The 15,049-nt window shown below is 71.9% G+C and carries 12 protein-coding genes; 6 read left to right on the forward strand and 6 right to left on the reverse strand.

The window, feature by feature from the left end:
• Window positions 1-179: 179 nt before the first annotated feature.
• The 3 genes from ACWC9R_RS35810 to ACWC9R_RS35820 all read right to left on the reverse strand — a co-directional run bounded on the left by ACWC9R_RS35810 (window position 180) and on the right by ACWC9R_RS35820 (window position 3,847).
• A complete protein-coding gene (locus ACWC9R_RS35810; RefSeq protein WP_450737945.1) occupies window positions 180-1,019 on the reverse strand; it encodes a phosphatase PAP2 family protein in 840 nt (279 codons plus the stop codon).
• A 119-nt stretch (window positions 1,020-1,138) separates the two neighbouring features.
• Window positions 1,139-2,191 (reverse strand): LacI family DNA-binding transcriptional regulator, encoded by a 1,053-nt coding sequence (locus tag ACWC9R_RS35815; protein WP_450737946.1) that lies wholly within the window; start codon window positions 2,189-2,191, stop codon window positions 1,139-1,141.
• Window positions 2,192-2,215: 24 nt separating this feature from the next.
• Window positions 2,216-3,847, reverse strand: coding sequence for a glycoside hydrolase family 13 protein (locus ACWC9R_RS35820; RefSeq protein ID WP_450737948.1), 1,632 nt, complete (start codon window positions 3,845-3,847; stop codon window positions 2,216-2,218).
• A gap of 224 nt (window positions 3,848-4,071) precedes the next feature.
• Between ACWC9R_RS35820 and ACWC9R_RS35825 the strand changes: the two genes are divergently transcribed.
• Genes ACWC9R_RS35825 through ACWC9R_RS35845 form a run of 5 tightly spaced genes read left to right on the forward strand, consistent with a single transcriptional unit; the run spans window position 4,072 to window position 9,820 of the window.
• On the forward strand, window positions 4,072-5,349 hold the full coding sequence (locus tag ACWC9R_RS35825; protein WP_450737949.1) for an extracellular solute-binding protein: 1,278 nt from the start codon (window positions 4,072-4,074) through the stop codon (window positions 5,347-5,349).
• Window positions 5,346-6,281, forward strand: coding sequence for a carbohydrate ABC transporter permease (locus ACWC9R_RS35830; protein WP_450737951.1), 936 nt, complete (start codon window positions 5,346-5,348; stop codon window positions 6,279-6,281). The genes ACWC9R_RS35825 and ACWC9R_RS35830 overlap by 4 nt, the downstream gene beginning before the upstream one ends.
• Before the next feature lie 2 nt (window positions 6,282-6,283).
• A complete protein-coding gene (locus ACWC9R_RS35835; protein ID WP_450737953.1) occupies window positions 6,284-7,153 on the forward strand; it encodes a sugar ABC transporter permease in 870 nt (289 codons plus the stop codon).
• 1 nt (window position 7,154) lies between these two features.
• Window positions 7,155-8,768 carry a glycoside hydrolase family 13 protein gene (locus ACWC9R_RS35840; RefSeq protein ID WP_450737955.1) on the forward strand — a complete coding sequence of 538 codons (1,614 nt, stop codon included), beginning with the start codon at window positions 7,155-7,157 and terminating at the stop codon, window positions 8,766-8,768.
• The gene (locus ACWC9R_RS35845; RefSeq protein WP_450737957.1) at window positions 8,765-9,820 is read left to right on the forward strand and encodes a LacI family DNA-binding transcriptional regulator; all 1,056 of its coding nucleotides are present in this window, start codon (window positions 8,765-8,767) and stop codon (window positions 9,818-9,820) included. The genes ACWC9R_RS35840 and ACWC9R_RS35845 overlap by 4 nt, the downstream gene beginning before the upstream one ends.
• A 23-nt stretch (window positions 9,821-9,843) precedes the next feature.
• On the opposite strand, the gene ACWC9R_RS35850 is transcribed toward ACWC9R_RS35845, so the two are convergent.
• Together ACWC9R_RS35850 and ACWC9R_RS35855 are read right to left on the reverse strand one after the other, a co-directional pair.
• Window positions 9,844-10,653 carry a hypothetical protein gene (locus tag ACWC9R_RS35850; protein ID WP_450737958.1) on the reverse strand — a complete coding sequence of 270 codons (810 nt, stop codon included), beginning with the start codon at window positions 10,651-10,653 and terminating at the stop codon, window positions 9,844-9,846.
• A gap of 46 nt (window positions 10,654-10,699) precedes the next feature.
• Window positions 10,700-11,176, reverse strand: a complete 477-nt coding sequence (locus tag ACWC9R_RS35855; RefSeq protein ID WP_450737960.1) for a hypothetical protein — start codon at window positions 11,174-11,176, stop codon at window positions 10,700-10,702.
• 312 nt (window positions 11,177-11,488) lie between these two features.
• Between ACWC9R_RS35855 and pulA the strand changes: the two genes are divergently transcribed.
• On the forward strand, window positions 11,489-14,128 hold the full coding sequence (gene pulA / locus ACWC9R_RS35860) for a pullulanase-type alpha-1,6-glucosidase (RefSeq protein WP_450737961.1): 2,640 nt from the start codon (window positions 11,489-11,491) through the stop codon (window positions 14,126-14,128).
• A gap of 114 nt (window positions 14,129-14,242) precedes the next feature.
• On the opposite strand, the gene ACWC9R_RS35865 is transcribed toward pulA, so the two are convergent.
• Window positions 14,243-14,764, reverse strand: coding sequence for a GNAT family N-acetyltransferase (locus tag ACWC9R_RS35865; RefSeq protein WP_450737962.1), 522 nt, complete (start codon window positions 14,762-14,764; stop codon window positions 14,243-14,245).
• Between the last annotated feature and the right edge of the window lie 285 nt (window positions 14,765-15,049).

Consider the following 15,049-nt stretch of genomic DNA (forward strand, 5'->3'; position numbering starts at 1 on the left):
CGGCACACCCCACCCGCGGAGGCCCGTCACCGCACCCGACAGCCCCGCGCAGCGGACCCGCCCGCCGCAGGCGCGAACGGCGCGGCCACCCGCAAGCATCACCCGATGCCACGCCCCGCGCAGCGGAGCCGAAACGGCGCGAGGTCCCACGGCGGGACAGCCGAAAACGTGGGGGGCGGCTACGCCGCCACCGCCACCGCCCGCGTCAGCCGATGCGGCAACGCCCCGTACCAGCCGCAGGCAAGGGCGAAGCCGAGGGATAGGCAGAGGGCGCCGCCGACGGCGTCGAGCCAGAAGTGGTTGGCGGTGGAGACGATGACCAGCAGGGTGACCGTGGGGTAGAGGGCGCCGAGGACCTTGGCCCAGAGGGGCCTGGCCAGCAGGGCGATGGTGAGGCCGCACCACAGGGACCAGCCGATGTGCATCGACGGCATCGCGGCGTACTGGTTGGACATCGAGGCGAGGCTGCCGGACGCCATCGAGCCCCAGGTGCCGTGGTGGACGAGGGTGTCGACGAAACCGCCGTCCGGCATCAGCCGGGGCGGCGCCAACGGGTAGAGGTAGTAGCCGATCAGGGCGATGGCGGTGGTGGCGAACAGGGCCAGCCGGGCGGCGGCATAGCGGCCGGGGTGCCAGCGGTAGAGCCAGACCAGCACCCCGATCGTCACGACGAAGTGCAGTGTCGCGTAGTAGTAGTTCATCGTCACGACCAGCCACGTCACGGAGTTCACCGCGTGGTTGACGGTCTGTTCGACGGCGATGCCCAGGGAGTGCTCCGCCCGCCAGATCCAGTCGGCGTTCTTCAGCGCCTGGATCTTCTGCTCGGGCACCGCGTTGCGGATCACCGAGTAGGTCCAGTAGCTGACCGCGATCAGCAGGATCTCGAACCAGAGCCGGGGCGAGCGAGGGGAACGCAGACGGGCCAGCCGGCCTTCGCTCACCGGGCGGTCCGTGTGTTCCCCCTTGGGCGGCGGGGTGGTCGGCGGGCCGTCCAGAATCCTCGTATTCGCATCACCCATAGGCAGACAGTCTGCCAGAAACGGACGTCTCGCCGATCATCCTTCGGGCGGGTATTCGAGGCCGTGTATCGGACTTGAGGGGGAGTGCGGGACCCCGTACTCCGGGGTGATACGGAGGCTCAGTGCGCCCGCGCGGGCTTCGGAATCCGCGGTGCCGTCCTCGGGGCCGACGCGGTCGAGCCGCGGACCACCAGCTCGGGGTGGAAGACGAACTCGCTGTGGGGGGCGGGGGTTCCGCCGATCTCCTCCAGGAGGGCCCGGACGGCCGCCTGCCCCATGGCCGTCACCGGCTGCCGGACCGTGGTCAGCGGCGGGTCGGTGAAGGCGATGAGCGGGGAGTCGTCGAAACCGACCACGGAGAGGTCACCGGGGACGTCGAGGCCGCGCTGCCGGGCGGCGCGGATCGCGCCGAGGGCCATCATGTCGCTGGCGCAGACGATGGCCGTGGCGCCCCGCTCGATCAGCGCGCCCGCCGCGGCCTGGCCGCCCTCCAGGGAGTAGAGGGAGTGCTGGATGAACGGCTCCGTCTCGGCGGGACCGGTCTGCAGCCGGTCCTGCATGCTGCGCACGAAGCCCTCGATCTTGCGCTGTACGGGAACGAAGCGCTTGGGGCCGAGGGCCAGCCCGATCCGCCGGTGGCCGAGCGCGCTGAGGTGGGTGACCGCCAGGTCCACCGCGGCCCGGTCGTCGGGGGAGACGAACGGCGCCTGGACCTTGTCGGAGAAGCCGTTGATGAGCACGAACGGCACGCCCTGGCCGCGCAGCTGCTCGTAGCGCTGCATGTCGGCGGAGGTGTCGGCGTGCAGCCCGGAGACGAAGATGATGCCGGCCACCCCGCGGTCCACCAGCATCTCGGTCAGCTCGTCCTCCGTGGAGCCGCCCGGCGTCTGGGTCGCGAGGACCGGCGTGTAGCCCTGGCGGGTCAGCGCCTGCCCGATGACCTGGGCGAAGGCCGGGAAGATCGGGTTCTCCAGCTCCGGGGTGATCAGTCCGACCAGCCCGGCGCTGCGCTGCCGCAGCCGCACCGGGCGCTCGTAGCCCAGCACGTCGAGGGCGGCCAGCACGGACTGGCGGGTGGTGGCGGAGACACCGGGTTTCCCATTGAGCACCCGGCTGACGGTGGCCTCGCTGACACCCGCCTGCGCTGCGATATCGGCCAGGCGGGCGGTCATGGGTGGGACTGTACCGGTCGGCTCTCAGATTGCCCACCAGGTGCAGCTGTCACCGGGCAGCACGGCATCCGCCCCGTTGCCGGTCACCGGGGCGCTGGCCAGCAGCAGCGCTCCGGGCGGCGGCAGTTCCACCTCGTGACCCAGCGTGTTGACGGCGCACAGCACACCGGGCCGGGTGAAGGCCAGCACCCCGTCGGGCGCGGGGGCCCAGCTCATCTCGCCGTCGCCCAGCCCCGGCAGCCGGTGCCGGAGGGCGAGGGCGGTGCGGTAGAGCTCCAGCGTGGAGGCGGGGTCGCCGGTCTGCGCCTCGACGGTGAGCGCGGCCCAGTCGGCGGGCTGCGGGAGCCAGCTGCCGCCGTCGCCGAAGCCGTACGGCGGCAGCTCACCGGACCAGGGGAGCGGCACCCGGCAGCCGTCCCGGAAGCCGTCCTGGCCGCTGGTGGCGGCCGCGCCCGCGGTCCGGTCGCCGCGGAAGAACGCCGGGTCCTGGCGGACCTCGTCGGGCAGGTCCGTCACCTCGGGCAGGCCCAGCTCCTCGCCCTGGTAGAGGTAGGCGGAGCCGGGCAGCGCCAGCATCAGCAGGGTGGCGGCGCGGGCGCGGTCCAGGCCGCCGCCGAGCCGGGTGGTGTGCCGTACCACGTCGTGGTTGGACAGCACCCAGGTCGTCGGGGCGCCGACCGAGGTGGTGGCGGCGAGCGAGGCGTCGATGACCGAGCGGAGCGCGCCGGCCTCCCACGGGGCGTTCAGGAACTGGAAGTTGAAGGCCTGGTGGAGTTCGTCGGGCCGGACGTAGAGGGCGAGGCGCTCGGCGGTGGGGGCCCAGGCCTCGGCGACGCCGACCACCTGCCGGTCGTGGGCCGCGCCGTAGCCGTCCAGCAGCCGGCGCCAGGCGCGGTGGATGGTGTGCACCCCGTCCTGGTCGAAGAACGGCAGCACCTGGTTGCCGATGAGCTTGGCCTGCTGGCCGTGCCCGATGTCCGGCAGGCCGGACGCCTTGACCATGCCGTGCGCGACATCGACCCGGAAGCCGTCCACCCCGAGGTCGAGCCAGAACCGCAGGATGGCCTCGAACTCGGCGTGCACCTCCGGGTTGTCCCAGTTGAGGTCGGGCTGTTCGGGGGCGAAGAGGTGCAGATACCAGTCGCCGCGCTCGGTGCGGGTCCAGGCCGGGCCGCCGAAGACCGACTCCCAGTCGTTGGGCGGGAGTTCCCCGTGCTCCCCCTTGCCGGGGCGGAAGAGGTAGCGCTGCCGGGAGAGTTCGGGGTCCAGGAACCACGGGTGCCGGTCGGAGGTGTGGTTGGGGACGATGTCGACGATCACCCGCAGGCCCAGCTCATGGGCGCTGCGGATCAGGTCGTCGGCGTCCTGGAGGCTGCCGAAGAGCGGGTCGACGGCGCGGTAGTCGGCGACGTCGTAGCCGCCGTCGGCCTGCGGTGAGGCGTAGAACGGGGTGAGCCAGACGGCGTCCACCCCCAGGTCCCTGAGGTACGGCAGCCGGGCGCGGGCGCCGCGCAGATCGCCGATGCCGTCGCCGTCGCTGTCGGCGAACGAGCGCACGTACACCTGGTAGATGACGGCGTCGCGCCACCACCCCGGACCTCGGCCCGTTCCGGGCGCCTGGGGGGCGGGGCTGGGGGAAGTGAGCTCCTGGGTCATCTGCCGTCCCTGTCGAGGTCAAGAGGCGTCGGTGCCTTCACGCACTCAACGCGCGGGCGGGCGCGGGGTGACGGTGCCGGAGGCGTCCCTAGGGTCCCGTTCCAGCCATCTCGTTGCAATTCGTTCCCATGGTCTTGCAGAAATTTGCCGCAAGGTCTTTCGGTTTGTTTTCGGCGCTGTTACGTTCCTGACCGCCATCTGAGGCATTTCCCTAAGGAGTTCACATGCGGCGTGGCATACGGGGCGCAACGGCCACCGCGCTGGTAGCGGGCCTGGCACTGGCAGCGACAGCGTGCGGCGGAGGCGACGGCGGCGACGGCGGGAACAGCGGGGGTGAACTGTCCGGAACCGTGACCTTCTGGGACACCTCCAACGACGCCGAGAAGGCGACGTACCGCAAACTTGCCGAAGGCTTCCAGAAGCAGCACCCCAAGGTCCACGTCAAGTATGTGAACGTGCCGTTCGGCGACGCCAACGCCAAGTTCAAGAACGCGGCCGGCGGCAACTCCGGCGCCCCGGACGTGATGCGCACCGAGGTCGCCTGGGTCGCCGACTTCGCCAACCTCGGCTACCTCGCGCCGCTCGACGGCACCCCCGCCCTCGACACGACCGACGACTACCTCCCGCAGGCCGTCGGCTCCACGGAGTTCAAGGGCAAGACCTACGCCGCACCCCAGGTCATCGACACCCTCGGCCTCTTCTACAACAAGAAGCTGCTCAAGGACGCCGGCGTCGAGGTGCCCAAGACCTTCGACGACCTGGCCGAGGCCGCCAAGAAGATCAAGGCGAAGACCGGCGCCACCGCCCTCTACCTGCGCGGCGACGACCCCTACTGGTTCCTGCCCTACCTCTACGGCGAGGGCGGCGACATGGTCAACGCCCGCGACAAGGTCGTGGAGATCGACGACGGTGCCGGCGTCAAGGCGTTCAAGACCATCAAGGGCCTGGTGGACTCCAAGGCCGCCGTCACCGACGCCACCGACGGCCAGGAGAACCAGCTCAAGGCCCTCAAGGACGGCGATGTCGCGATGGCCGTCGACGGCCCCTGGGACATCGAGGGCGCCCGCGCCGGCAAGGCCTTCAAGGACAGGAAGAACCTCGGCGTCGCCCCCGTCCCCGGCGGCAGCACCGCCCAGGGCTCCCCGCAGGGCGGCTGGAACCTCTCCGTCTACGCCGGCAGCAAGAACCTCCAGGCCTCCTACGCCTTCGTGAAGTACATGAGCTCGGCCAAGGTCCAGCAGCAGACCACCGAGAAGCTCAGCCTGCTGCCCACCCGCAAGTCCGTGTACGACGTGCCGGCGGTCAAGAACAACGAGATGGTCGAGTTCTTCAAGCCCGCCGTCGACGGCGCCGTCCAGCGCCCCTGGATCGCCGAGGGCAACTCCCTCTTCGAGCCCATCAAGGTCCAGATGAACAAGGTGCTCACCGGCGCCGCCACACCCGAGCAGGCCGCCAGGGCGACCGGCGACGCCTACCGGAAGCTGCTCAAGGACTACAAGTGACCCTCGCTGTACGGGTACGCCGCGCCTTCGGCACCCACTGGTACGCATGGACGATGGTCGCCCCGGTGGTACTCGTCATCGGGGTGATCATCGGCTACCCGCTGGTGCGCGGCGTCTTCCTCTCCCTCACCGACGCCAACGAGGCCAACGTCGAGCGGAACATCGGCGTCAACCACCTCCCCGCCACCTACGAGTTCACCGGCCTCGACAACTACCGTGCGGTGCTCTCCGACGGCGTCTTCTGGGACCGCCTCGGCTGGACCGTCCTGTGGACCGTCGCCTGCGTCTCCCTCACCTTCCTCGTCGGCCTCACGCTCGCCAACATGCTCAACCGCACCCTGCGCGGCCGCACGTTCTACCGCCTGGCGCTGATCCTGCCGTGGGCCGTCCCCGCCTTCATCTCCGTCTTCACCTGGCGGATGCTCTACAACGAGAAGAACGGCATCCTCAACAAGCTGCTGGCCGGCGGCGGCATCGACGCGGTCCCGTGGCTCAACGACCCGACCTGGGCCAAGCTCTCGGTCATCGCCGTCAACGTCTGGCTCGGCGTCCCCTTCATGCTCGTCGCCCTGCTCGGCGGGCTGCAGTCCATACCGGGCGAGCTGTACGAGGCCGCCGAGATGGACGGCGCCAGTGCCTGGCAGCGCTTCCGCCACATCACCGTGCCGGGCCTGCGGGGCGTCAGCAGCACGGTCATCCTGCTCTCCACCATCTGGACCTTCAACATGTTCCCGGTGATCTTCCTGCTGACCCGGGGCGGCCCCGGTGACGCCACCGAGATCCTGGTGACCTACGCCTACCGGCTCTCCTTCATCGACAGCCCCCGCAACTTCTCCGAGTCCGCGGCCTGGGGCGTCCTGATCCTGGTCCTGCTCTCCGCCGTCGCGGTGGTCTACCGCCGCGCGCTGCGCAAGCAGGGAGAGGTGTGGTGACCATGACCCGCACACCCCCGGCCCGTACGGCCCGCCCGGTCCGCAGGCGCAACGAGCGGTCCCGGCTCGCCTCCACCGCACTGCACGCCGGCCTCGCCGTCGCGGCCGTCGTGGCGGTCTTCCCGCCCCTGTGGCTGCTGGTGACGTCCTTCAAACCCAGGAACGACGCCTTCTCCACCGGCCTCGTCACCCACTTCACCCTCGCCAACTACACCCACGTACTGGCCGACACCGAGTTCCTCACCTGGTTCAAGAACTCCGTGATCATCGTCGGGCTGACCACCGCCCTCGGCGTCTTCCTCGCCGCCACCACCGGCTACGCCGTCAGCCGCTTCCGCTTCCCCGGGATGCGCCCGCTGATGTGGCTGCTGCTGGTCACCCAGATGTTCCCGGTCGCCGTGCTGATCGTGCCGCTGTACAACCTGCTGGCGAGCCTGGGCCTCCTCAACCAGCCGGCCGGCCTGGTCATCACCTACCTGACCATCGCCGTCCCGTTCTGCGCCTGGATGATGAAGGGCTTCTTCGACACCATCCCGGTGGAGATCGACGAGGCCGGCCGGGTCGACGGCCTCAACCCCTTCGGCACCTTCTGGCGCCTCGTCCTGCCACTGGCCCGCCCCGGCCTCGCCGTCACCGGCTTCTACACCTTCGTCACCGCCTGGGCCGAGGTCGCCTACGCCTCCGCCTTCATGACCGGCGAGGAGAACCTGACACTCGCCGGCGGCCTGCAGACCTTCGTCAACCAGTACACCAACGACTGGGGCTCGATGACCGCCGCCGCCGTGATCATCGCCGTCCCCGCCGCCCTCGTCTTCGCCTTCGCCCAACGCCACCTCGTCGCCGGACTGACTGCCGGCACCACCAAGGGTTGACATGACTTCACAGCACACCGTCACTCCTGCCGCCGACTGGTGGCGCGACGCGGTGATCTACCAGGTCTATCCGCGCAGCTTCGCCGACGGGAACGGCGACGGTATGGGGGACCTGGCCGGTGTCCGTGCGCGGCTGCCGTATCTGCGGGACCTGGGCGTGGACGCCGTCTGGCTCAGCCCGTTCTACGCCTCGCCGCAGGCCGACGCCGGCTATGACGTCGCCGACTACCGGGCCATCGACCCGATGTTCGGCACCCTGGCCGACGCCGAGGCGGTCATCCGTGAGGCCCACCGGCTGGATCTGCGGGTCATCGTCGACCTCGTCCCCAACCACTGCTCCGACCAGCACGCATGGTTCCGCCGCGCGCTCGCCGAGGGGCCCGGCTCGACGCTCCGCGAGCGCTTCCACTTCCGCAAGGGCCGCGGGGAGAACGGCGAGGAGCCGCCCAACGACTGGGAGTCCCTCTTCGGCGGCCCCGCCTGGACCCGGGTTCCCGACGGCGAGTGGTACCTCCACCTCTTCGCCCCCGAACAGCCCGACTTCAACTGGGACCACCCCGCCGTACGCGACGAGTTCCGCTCCATCCTGCGCTTCTGGCTCGACCTGGGCGTCGACGGATTCCGGGTGGACGTCGCGCACGGCCTGGTCAAGGCGCCCGGCCTGCCCGACATGGGCCGGGGTGAGCAGCTGAGGCTGCTGGGCAACCAGGTGCTGCCGTTCTTCGACCAGGACGGCGTGCACGCCATCTACCGTTCCTGGCGCACCGTCCTCGACGAGTACTCGGCCGGCCGCCGGCCCGGGTCCCTCCCCGGCGAGCGGATCGCGGTCGCCGAGGCCTGGACCCCCAGCGCCGACCGCACCGCCCTGTACCTGCGCCCCGACGAACTCCACCAGGCCTTCAACTTCCACTACCTGGACACGGGGTGGGACGCGGCCGCGCTCCGCGAGGCCGTCGACTCCTCCCTCGATGCCATGCGCCCGGTGGCCGCCCCGACGACCTGGGTGCTGTCCAACCACGACGTGGTGCGCCACCGCACCCGCCTGGGCGGCGGCCTGGACCGCGCCCGCGCCGCCACCCTGCTGATGCTGGCGCTGCCCGGCTCCGCCTACCTCTACCAGGGCGAGGAGCTGGGCCTGCCCGAGGTGACGGACCTGCCCGACGAGGTCCGCCAGGACCCCTCCTTCTTCCGGGACACCGGCCAGGAGGGCCTGCGCGACGGCTGCCGGGTACCGCTCCCGTGGAGCGGCGACGAGCCTCCGTACGGCTTCGGCGACGGCGGCAGCTGGCTCCCGCAGCCGGACGACTGGGCGCCGCTCACCGTCGAGGCCCAGACCGGCGACCCCGCCTCCACGCTGGAGCTCTACCGCACCGCCCTCGCCCTCCGGCGCAGCCATCCCGGCCTCGGTGCGGGCGACGCGGTCGAGTGGCTGGACGCCCCCGACGGCGTCCTGGCCTTCCGCCGCCCCGGCGGCCTGGTCTGCACGGTCAACACGACCGGCGCCCCGGCCACCCTGCCCGCCCCCGGCCGCCTCCTGCTCGCCTCCCGCCAACTGGACGTACCCGAGGGCGACGTGGTCCTGCCCGCCGACACCGCCGTCTGGTGGGAGGAGTGACCCTGCCCGATCTCCCCGCCACCCCCCGGCTCTCCGACATCGCCGCCCAGGCGGAGGTCAGCGAGGCGACCGTCAGCCGGGTGCTGAACGGCAGGGCGGGCGTGGCGGCGGGCACCCGGCGGCGGGTGCTCGCCGCGCTCGACGTGCTCGGCTACGAGCGTCCGGTGCGGCTGCGGCGCCGCAGCGCCGGGCTGGTCGGGCTGGTCATCCCCGAGCTGACCAACCCGATCTTCCCGGCCTTCGCCCAGATCATCGAGCAGTCGCTGGCGGGCCACGGCTACACCCCCGTGCTCTGCACCCAGATGCCGGGCGGGGCCACCGAGGACGAACTCGTCGAGCAGCTGGAGGAGCGCGGCGTCACCGGCATCGTCTTCCTCTCCGGGCTGCACGCCGACACCCGCGCCGACCCGTCCCGCTACGCCCGGCTGGCCTCGCGCGGCGTCCCGTTCGTCCTCATCAACGGCTACAACCCGCGTATCGACGCGCCGTTCGTCTCACCCGACGACGGCGCGGCGGCCCGGATGGCCGTGCGCCATCTGGCCGAGCTGGGTCACGAGCGGATCGGGCTGGCCGTCGGCCCGGCCCGCTATGTGCCCTCCCGCCGCAAGGCCGAGGGCTTCGTGGCGGCCCTGGAGGAGTCGTTCGGCCTGTCGAGGGGGCAGGCCGAACGACGCCTCCAGCACACCCTGTTCAGCGTCGAGGGCGGCCACGCCGCGGCCGCCGCACTCCTCGACGCCGGCTGCACCGGCGTCGTCTGCGGTAGCGACCTGATGGCCCTCGGCGTCGTCCGCGCGGCCCGCCAGCGCGGCCTGGACGTCCCGGCCGACGTCTCCGTCGTCGGCTTCGACGACTCCCAGCTGATCGCCTTCACCGACCCACCGCTGACCACGGTCCGCCAGCCGGTACAGGCGATGGCGACGGCGGCGGTGGGGGCGCTGATCGAGGAGATCCACGAACGCCCCCGGGAACACCGCACCGCGCCCCGGCACACCGAGTTCGTCTTCCGGCCGGAGCTGGTGGTGCGGGGGTCGACGGGGCCGGTACGGGGCTGAACCGCCGGGGCCGGCCGCGCCTGTCAGGGGCGGGCGTCGGCCCCGGACGCCCGCGAGGCGGTCACCACCACCTGCTCCGCGCACCCGACCGCGCGCAAGGCGTCGCCCACGACCTCGACCAGCCACACCGCGACATCCGGCGACCACTCCCGCACACGGCAGGCGAACCGCAGCACGCCCCGCTCGCGGCCCTTGCGGTAGCCGTGCTCGCCGTCCAGGTCCGCCATGCCGGACAGGTCGAGCCGCCCGGTGGCGACCTCGACCTCCGCCAGGTCGCCGAGCCGCGCCGCGACGGCGTCGCGCACCGCCGCCTCCTTGCCCCACCCCGCGGTACCGGTGGCGGCGGTGACGCTCACCGCCACCGACGCGGACGGATCGGCGAGCGCGAACCACGTCTGCATCTCCGCCAGGTCGTCGGAGGCGTCACCGACGAGTTCGTGCAGCGGGAGGACGGCGTGCAGCCCGGTGAACCGGACGCGCCCGAGCCGGTTCAGCGCGTCCGACAGGATGCGCGCCACGTGCAGGACCGGCAGCCGCGGCTCCCGGACGTCGCGGGGGATGTCCGCCGACATCCAGGCCAGCTCCCGTACCTGCCCGTCCTGCGTCCAGTCCCCGCCGGCCAGGCAGTCGGCCCAGCGCCCCGGGTCCTGGACGACGCGGGCCTCGCCCCATCCCCGGTAGGTCCAGCCGCCGGTGGAGTACCAGCCGTACGCCTCCGACCTGCGCATGGCGAGGTCGTAGAGTTCGCTGCCGGTGTCCTCGCAGGTGAGGTGCGACGCCCACGGGTACCGGTCGAGCACTCCGTGCACGGCGACAAGCGTCTCGTAGTACACGCCAGAGCCTTTCCGTGTCCGACCGGTGTCCGGGCGCGGCCGAATGCTAGATGCCGCAGTACAGCGTCTGCGTCTTGGTCACGAGCTTCTCGGGGCTGTCCGGATAGCCGACGATGTCCACGTCCACCACCGTACGGAAGTGGTTCTTCGCGATCAGGTTGGTGCACTTCCAGTTCGCGACCGCCCGCTTGTTGCTTCCGCCGCCCGGCGGAACGGTCTTGACTCCCTTGTCGAGAGTCTTCCACTTGGAGCCGGCCTTGACCTGCAGCCAGATGGTGACCTTGGCGTGTGTCGCCGGGCCGTCGATCTTCTTCCACCAGCCGTGCGCGTTGACCGTGTTCCGCACGGTGTGGGAGAAGTGCGCGTAGTCCCCCTTGGTCAGGAAGCCGTGCGCGCTCTGGGCGCTGACCGCCCGGTAGCTGCTCGCCGGCTCGCGGTGCTCGTCGGCATGGGCCGGCATGCTCGAAGCGGCGGCCAGCAGGACGGCCAGCGCGGCCGATGCTCCGCCGATACGGAACTTCATGATGATTCCCCCTTATCGGGCGCGCACTTGGCGCGCCCTGAGGAAGCCAACCATGTGCGCCCGCTCCGCACCATCGATTTGTCTCGGAAGGCGGTTGCGGAGGCGGCGAGTTGGCCGTGGGGGAGTGCCTCGCCGGTTCCCGTGCGGGGCGGTCCGGGCTCCGGGTGGCGCCGGTCCGGTCGGCCGGGCGCGTAGGGCCCGCCGTGGCGGGTCTCTGGCCGGCCGGACCGGCTTCCGAGGGAACGTAACACCCTTGCAATGTCTTGCGTAAGGTCTTGCAGTGGGGAATCGGCGCGGATAGAACCATGACCCATGTCCTCCACCACCCGCCGGTCCCGCCGGCGTCCGGCCGCCGCTCTCGTTCTGGTCCTCGGGGCGGTGGCCCTGCTGGTCTCGCCCCCGCAGCAGCCCGCGCAGGCGGCGCCGTCCCCTCCGGGCGAGGCCCTGGCCCAGTGGATCGACCGTGACACCGTCGTCTGGAAGGGCGCGGAACGCGGCGCCGCCCAGCTGGAGTTCGGTTCCCGCGGCGCGCACATACGGCTGACGCCGGGCAGCCTCAGTCCGGCCGAACGGGCCGCCTCTCCGCACCTGACGGGGTATCCGGCCTTCACCGTCGACCCCCGCGACCGCCATCTGGCCCGTACCGCGCTGCGTGGCCGGCTCCTCGCCGTCCAGCGCACGGCGGACGGGCGGCGCGCCACCACCGGTGTCCAGACACCCGGCGTCCTGGACGACCTCTACGGCAGCCGCGCCCGGGACGCCGCGCTCGGACCGGTCTTCCACCACGGGCGGCCCACCCTCTCCGTCTGGGCGCCCACCGCGCGCACCGTCGCCCTCGAACTCGACGGCCGTACCGTCCCGATGCGGCGCGACGACCGCACCGGCGTCTGGAGTGCCCGGGGCACGCGGGACTGGGCCGGAAAGCCCTACCGCTACCTGGTGACGGTCTTCGCGCCCACCGTCGGCAAGACCGTCACCAACAAGGTCACCGACCCCTACTCCACCGCCCTGACCGCGGACTCGGCCCGCAGCCTCGTCACCGACCTCGACGATCCGGAGCTCGCCCCGGACGGCTGGTCACGGCTGGCGAAGCCCGCCGCCGTGCCGCTGCGCCGGGCCCGTATCCAGGAGCTGCACGTCCGCGACTTCTCCGTCGAGGACCGTACGTCCCGTCACCCGGGGCAGTACCTCGCCTTCACCGACCGGCGCTCCGACGGGATGCGGCACCTGCGCTCCCTCGCCCGGTCCGGCACCTCCTACGTCCATCTGCTGCCCGCCTTCGACTTCGCCACCGCACCCGAACGGCGCGCCGACCAGGACCGTCCCGGCTGCGACCCCGCCTCGTACGCCCCCGGCTCCGACCGCCAGCAGGACTGCGTCGGGAAGACCGCCGCCCGCGACGCCTACAACTGGGGCTACGACCCGCTGCACTACACCGTCCCCGAGGGCTCCTACGCGTCCGACCCGGAGGGCGCGGCCCGCACCGTCGAGTTCCGCCGCATGGTCCAGGGCCTCAACCGTGCCGGGCTGCGCACCGTCATGGACGTCGTCTACAACCACACCGCCGCCGGCGGCCAGGAACCGCACTCCGTACTGGACCGCATCGTCCCCGGCTACTACCAGCGGCTCCTGGACGACGGCAGTGTCGCCACCTCCACCTGCTGTTCCGGCACCGCGCCCGAACACACCATGATGGGCAGGCTCGTCGTCGACTCCGTCGTCACCTGGGCCAGGGAGTACAAGGTCGACGGCTTCCGCTTCGACCTCATGGGCCATCACCCCAAGGCCAACATCCTCGCCGTCAGGAAGGCCCTCGACGCGCTGACCCCGGAGAGGGACGGTGTCGACGGCAAGAAGGTCGTCCTCTACGGCGAGGGCTGGAACTTCGGCGAGGCCGCCGACGACGCCCGCTTCGTGCAGGCCACCCAGCGGAACATGGCCGGCACCGGCATCGCCACCTTCAACGACCGGGCCCGGGACGCGGTGCGCGGCGGCGGCCCCTTCGACGCCGACCCCCGCGTCCAGGGCTTCGCCTCGGGCCTCTTCACCGACCCCAACTCCGCGCCGGGGAACGGCACTCCGGCCGAGCAGCGCGCCCGCCTCCTCCACTACCAGGACCTCATCAAGGTCGGCCTCACCGGCAACCTCGCCGACTACACCTTCACCGACACCACCGGCCACCGCGTCAAGGGCTCCCAGGTCGACTACAACGGCGCCCCCGCCGGGTACGCCGCCGCCCCCGGTGACGCGCTCGCCTACGCCGACGCCCACGACAACGAAACCCTCTACGACGCGTTCGCCTACAAACTCCCGCCGCACACCCGCGCCGCCGACCGCGGCCGGATGCAGGTCCTGGCCCTCGCCACCGCGGCCCTCTCACAAGGCCCCGCGCTCTCCCAGGCGGGCTCCGACCTGTTGCGCTCCAAGTCCCTGGACCGCAACTCCTTCGACAGCGGCGACTGGTTCAACGCCCTGCACTGGAACTGCGCCGACGGCAACGGCTTCGGCCGCGGCCTGCCCCCGGCCGCCGACAACAAGGACAAGTGGCCCTACGCCCGCCCCCTGCTGGCCGACCCCGCGCTCCGGCCCGGCTGCGCCACGATCACCGGCACCTCCGCCGCCTACCGCGACCTGCTCCGCATCCACGCCACCGAACCGGCCTTCGGCCTGCGCAGCACCGCCGAGGTCCAGTCGGGGCTCTCCTTCCCCCTCTCCGGCACGAACGAGACCCCCGGCGTGATCACCATGCGCCTCGACGACCTCGTCGTCGTCCTCAACGCCACCCCCGACCGGCAGCCCCAGACCGTCCCCGCCCTCGCCGGCGAGCGGTATGCCCTGCACCCCGTGCAGGCCCACGGCGCCGACCGCACCACCGCTACCGCGTCCTACGCCGCCGCGTCGGGCACCTTCACGGTCCCGGCCCGTACGGTGGCGGTCTTCCGCCGGGGGTAGGTGCGCGGGCGGCGGCCCTGAGGCTTGCGCCGAAGGCGAGGGTGCCCGGTCACGCACCTCCACGAACCGGCCAACCGGACCGCGCGCGCCTGTCCCGCGCGGTCCGCGGGCCTCCTACGAGACATCCCCCAGCCGCTTCTCAAGGAGGGTGACGGCGTACAGGCTGCCGTCGGCGCCCTCCTTGAGGGGCTGCTCCCCGACAACCGTGTAACCGGCGCCCTCGTAGTAGGTGCGCAGCCGCGGGTTCGAGGAGACACAGTCCAGCCGGGACCAGGCCCGCCCGGCCCCGGCTATCCGCCGCTCCGCATGCGCCAGCAGCGCCCGCCCGGTCCCGGCCGGTGCGTGCCCCCGGTCCACCATCAGCCGGTGCACATAGCCCGCCTCCGGCGGCCGCGGCCCCCACGCGGGCTCGTCCCGCCACCACAGCTCGAAGGCGCCCACGGCCCGCCCGCCGACCTCCGCCAGCCACACCTCGCCCTCCCTCTGCCGCAGCCGGAAGTGCTCCTCGTCCTTCTCGCCCGGCTTCCACTGGTCGATCCCCGACGCCAACATCCAGCGGGCGGCGCGGTCGTAGAGCGCCACGAGCACGGCGGGGTCGTCACGGCCCTCGGCACGCCTGAAGGTGATCTCGTTCATGGGCCTGATTCTCCCTGCTGAGCTTTGCTTTTGGCCCACGCTTTCGGCTCTCCCGCCGTGGGGGCCTCGCGTGGGTTTCGGCTCCGCTGCGCGGGGCGTGGGTGTGGGGGGTGTTGTGGCTGCCTCGCCGTTGCGCCTGCGGCGGGCCGGTCCGCTGCGCGGGGCTGTCGGGGTGCGGTGACGGGCCTCCGGGGCCTGGTGTGTGGACTGCTTCGCTTTACGTCCACACACCAGGCCACGTTCCTGGATCTGCGGCACCAGCTCGACGACCACGACCTGGTCGCC

It is taken from the genome of Streptomyces sp. NPDC001219 (assembly GCF_053597915.1).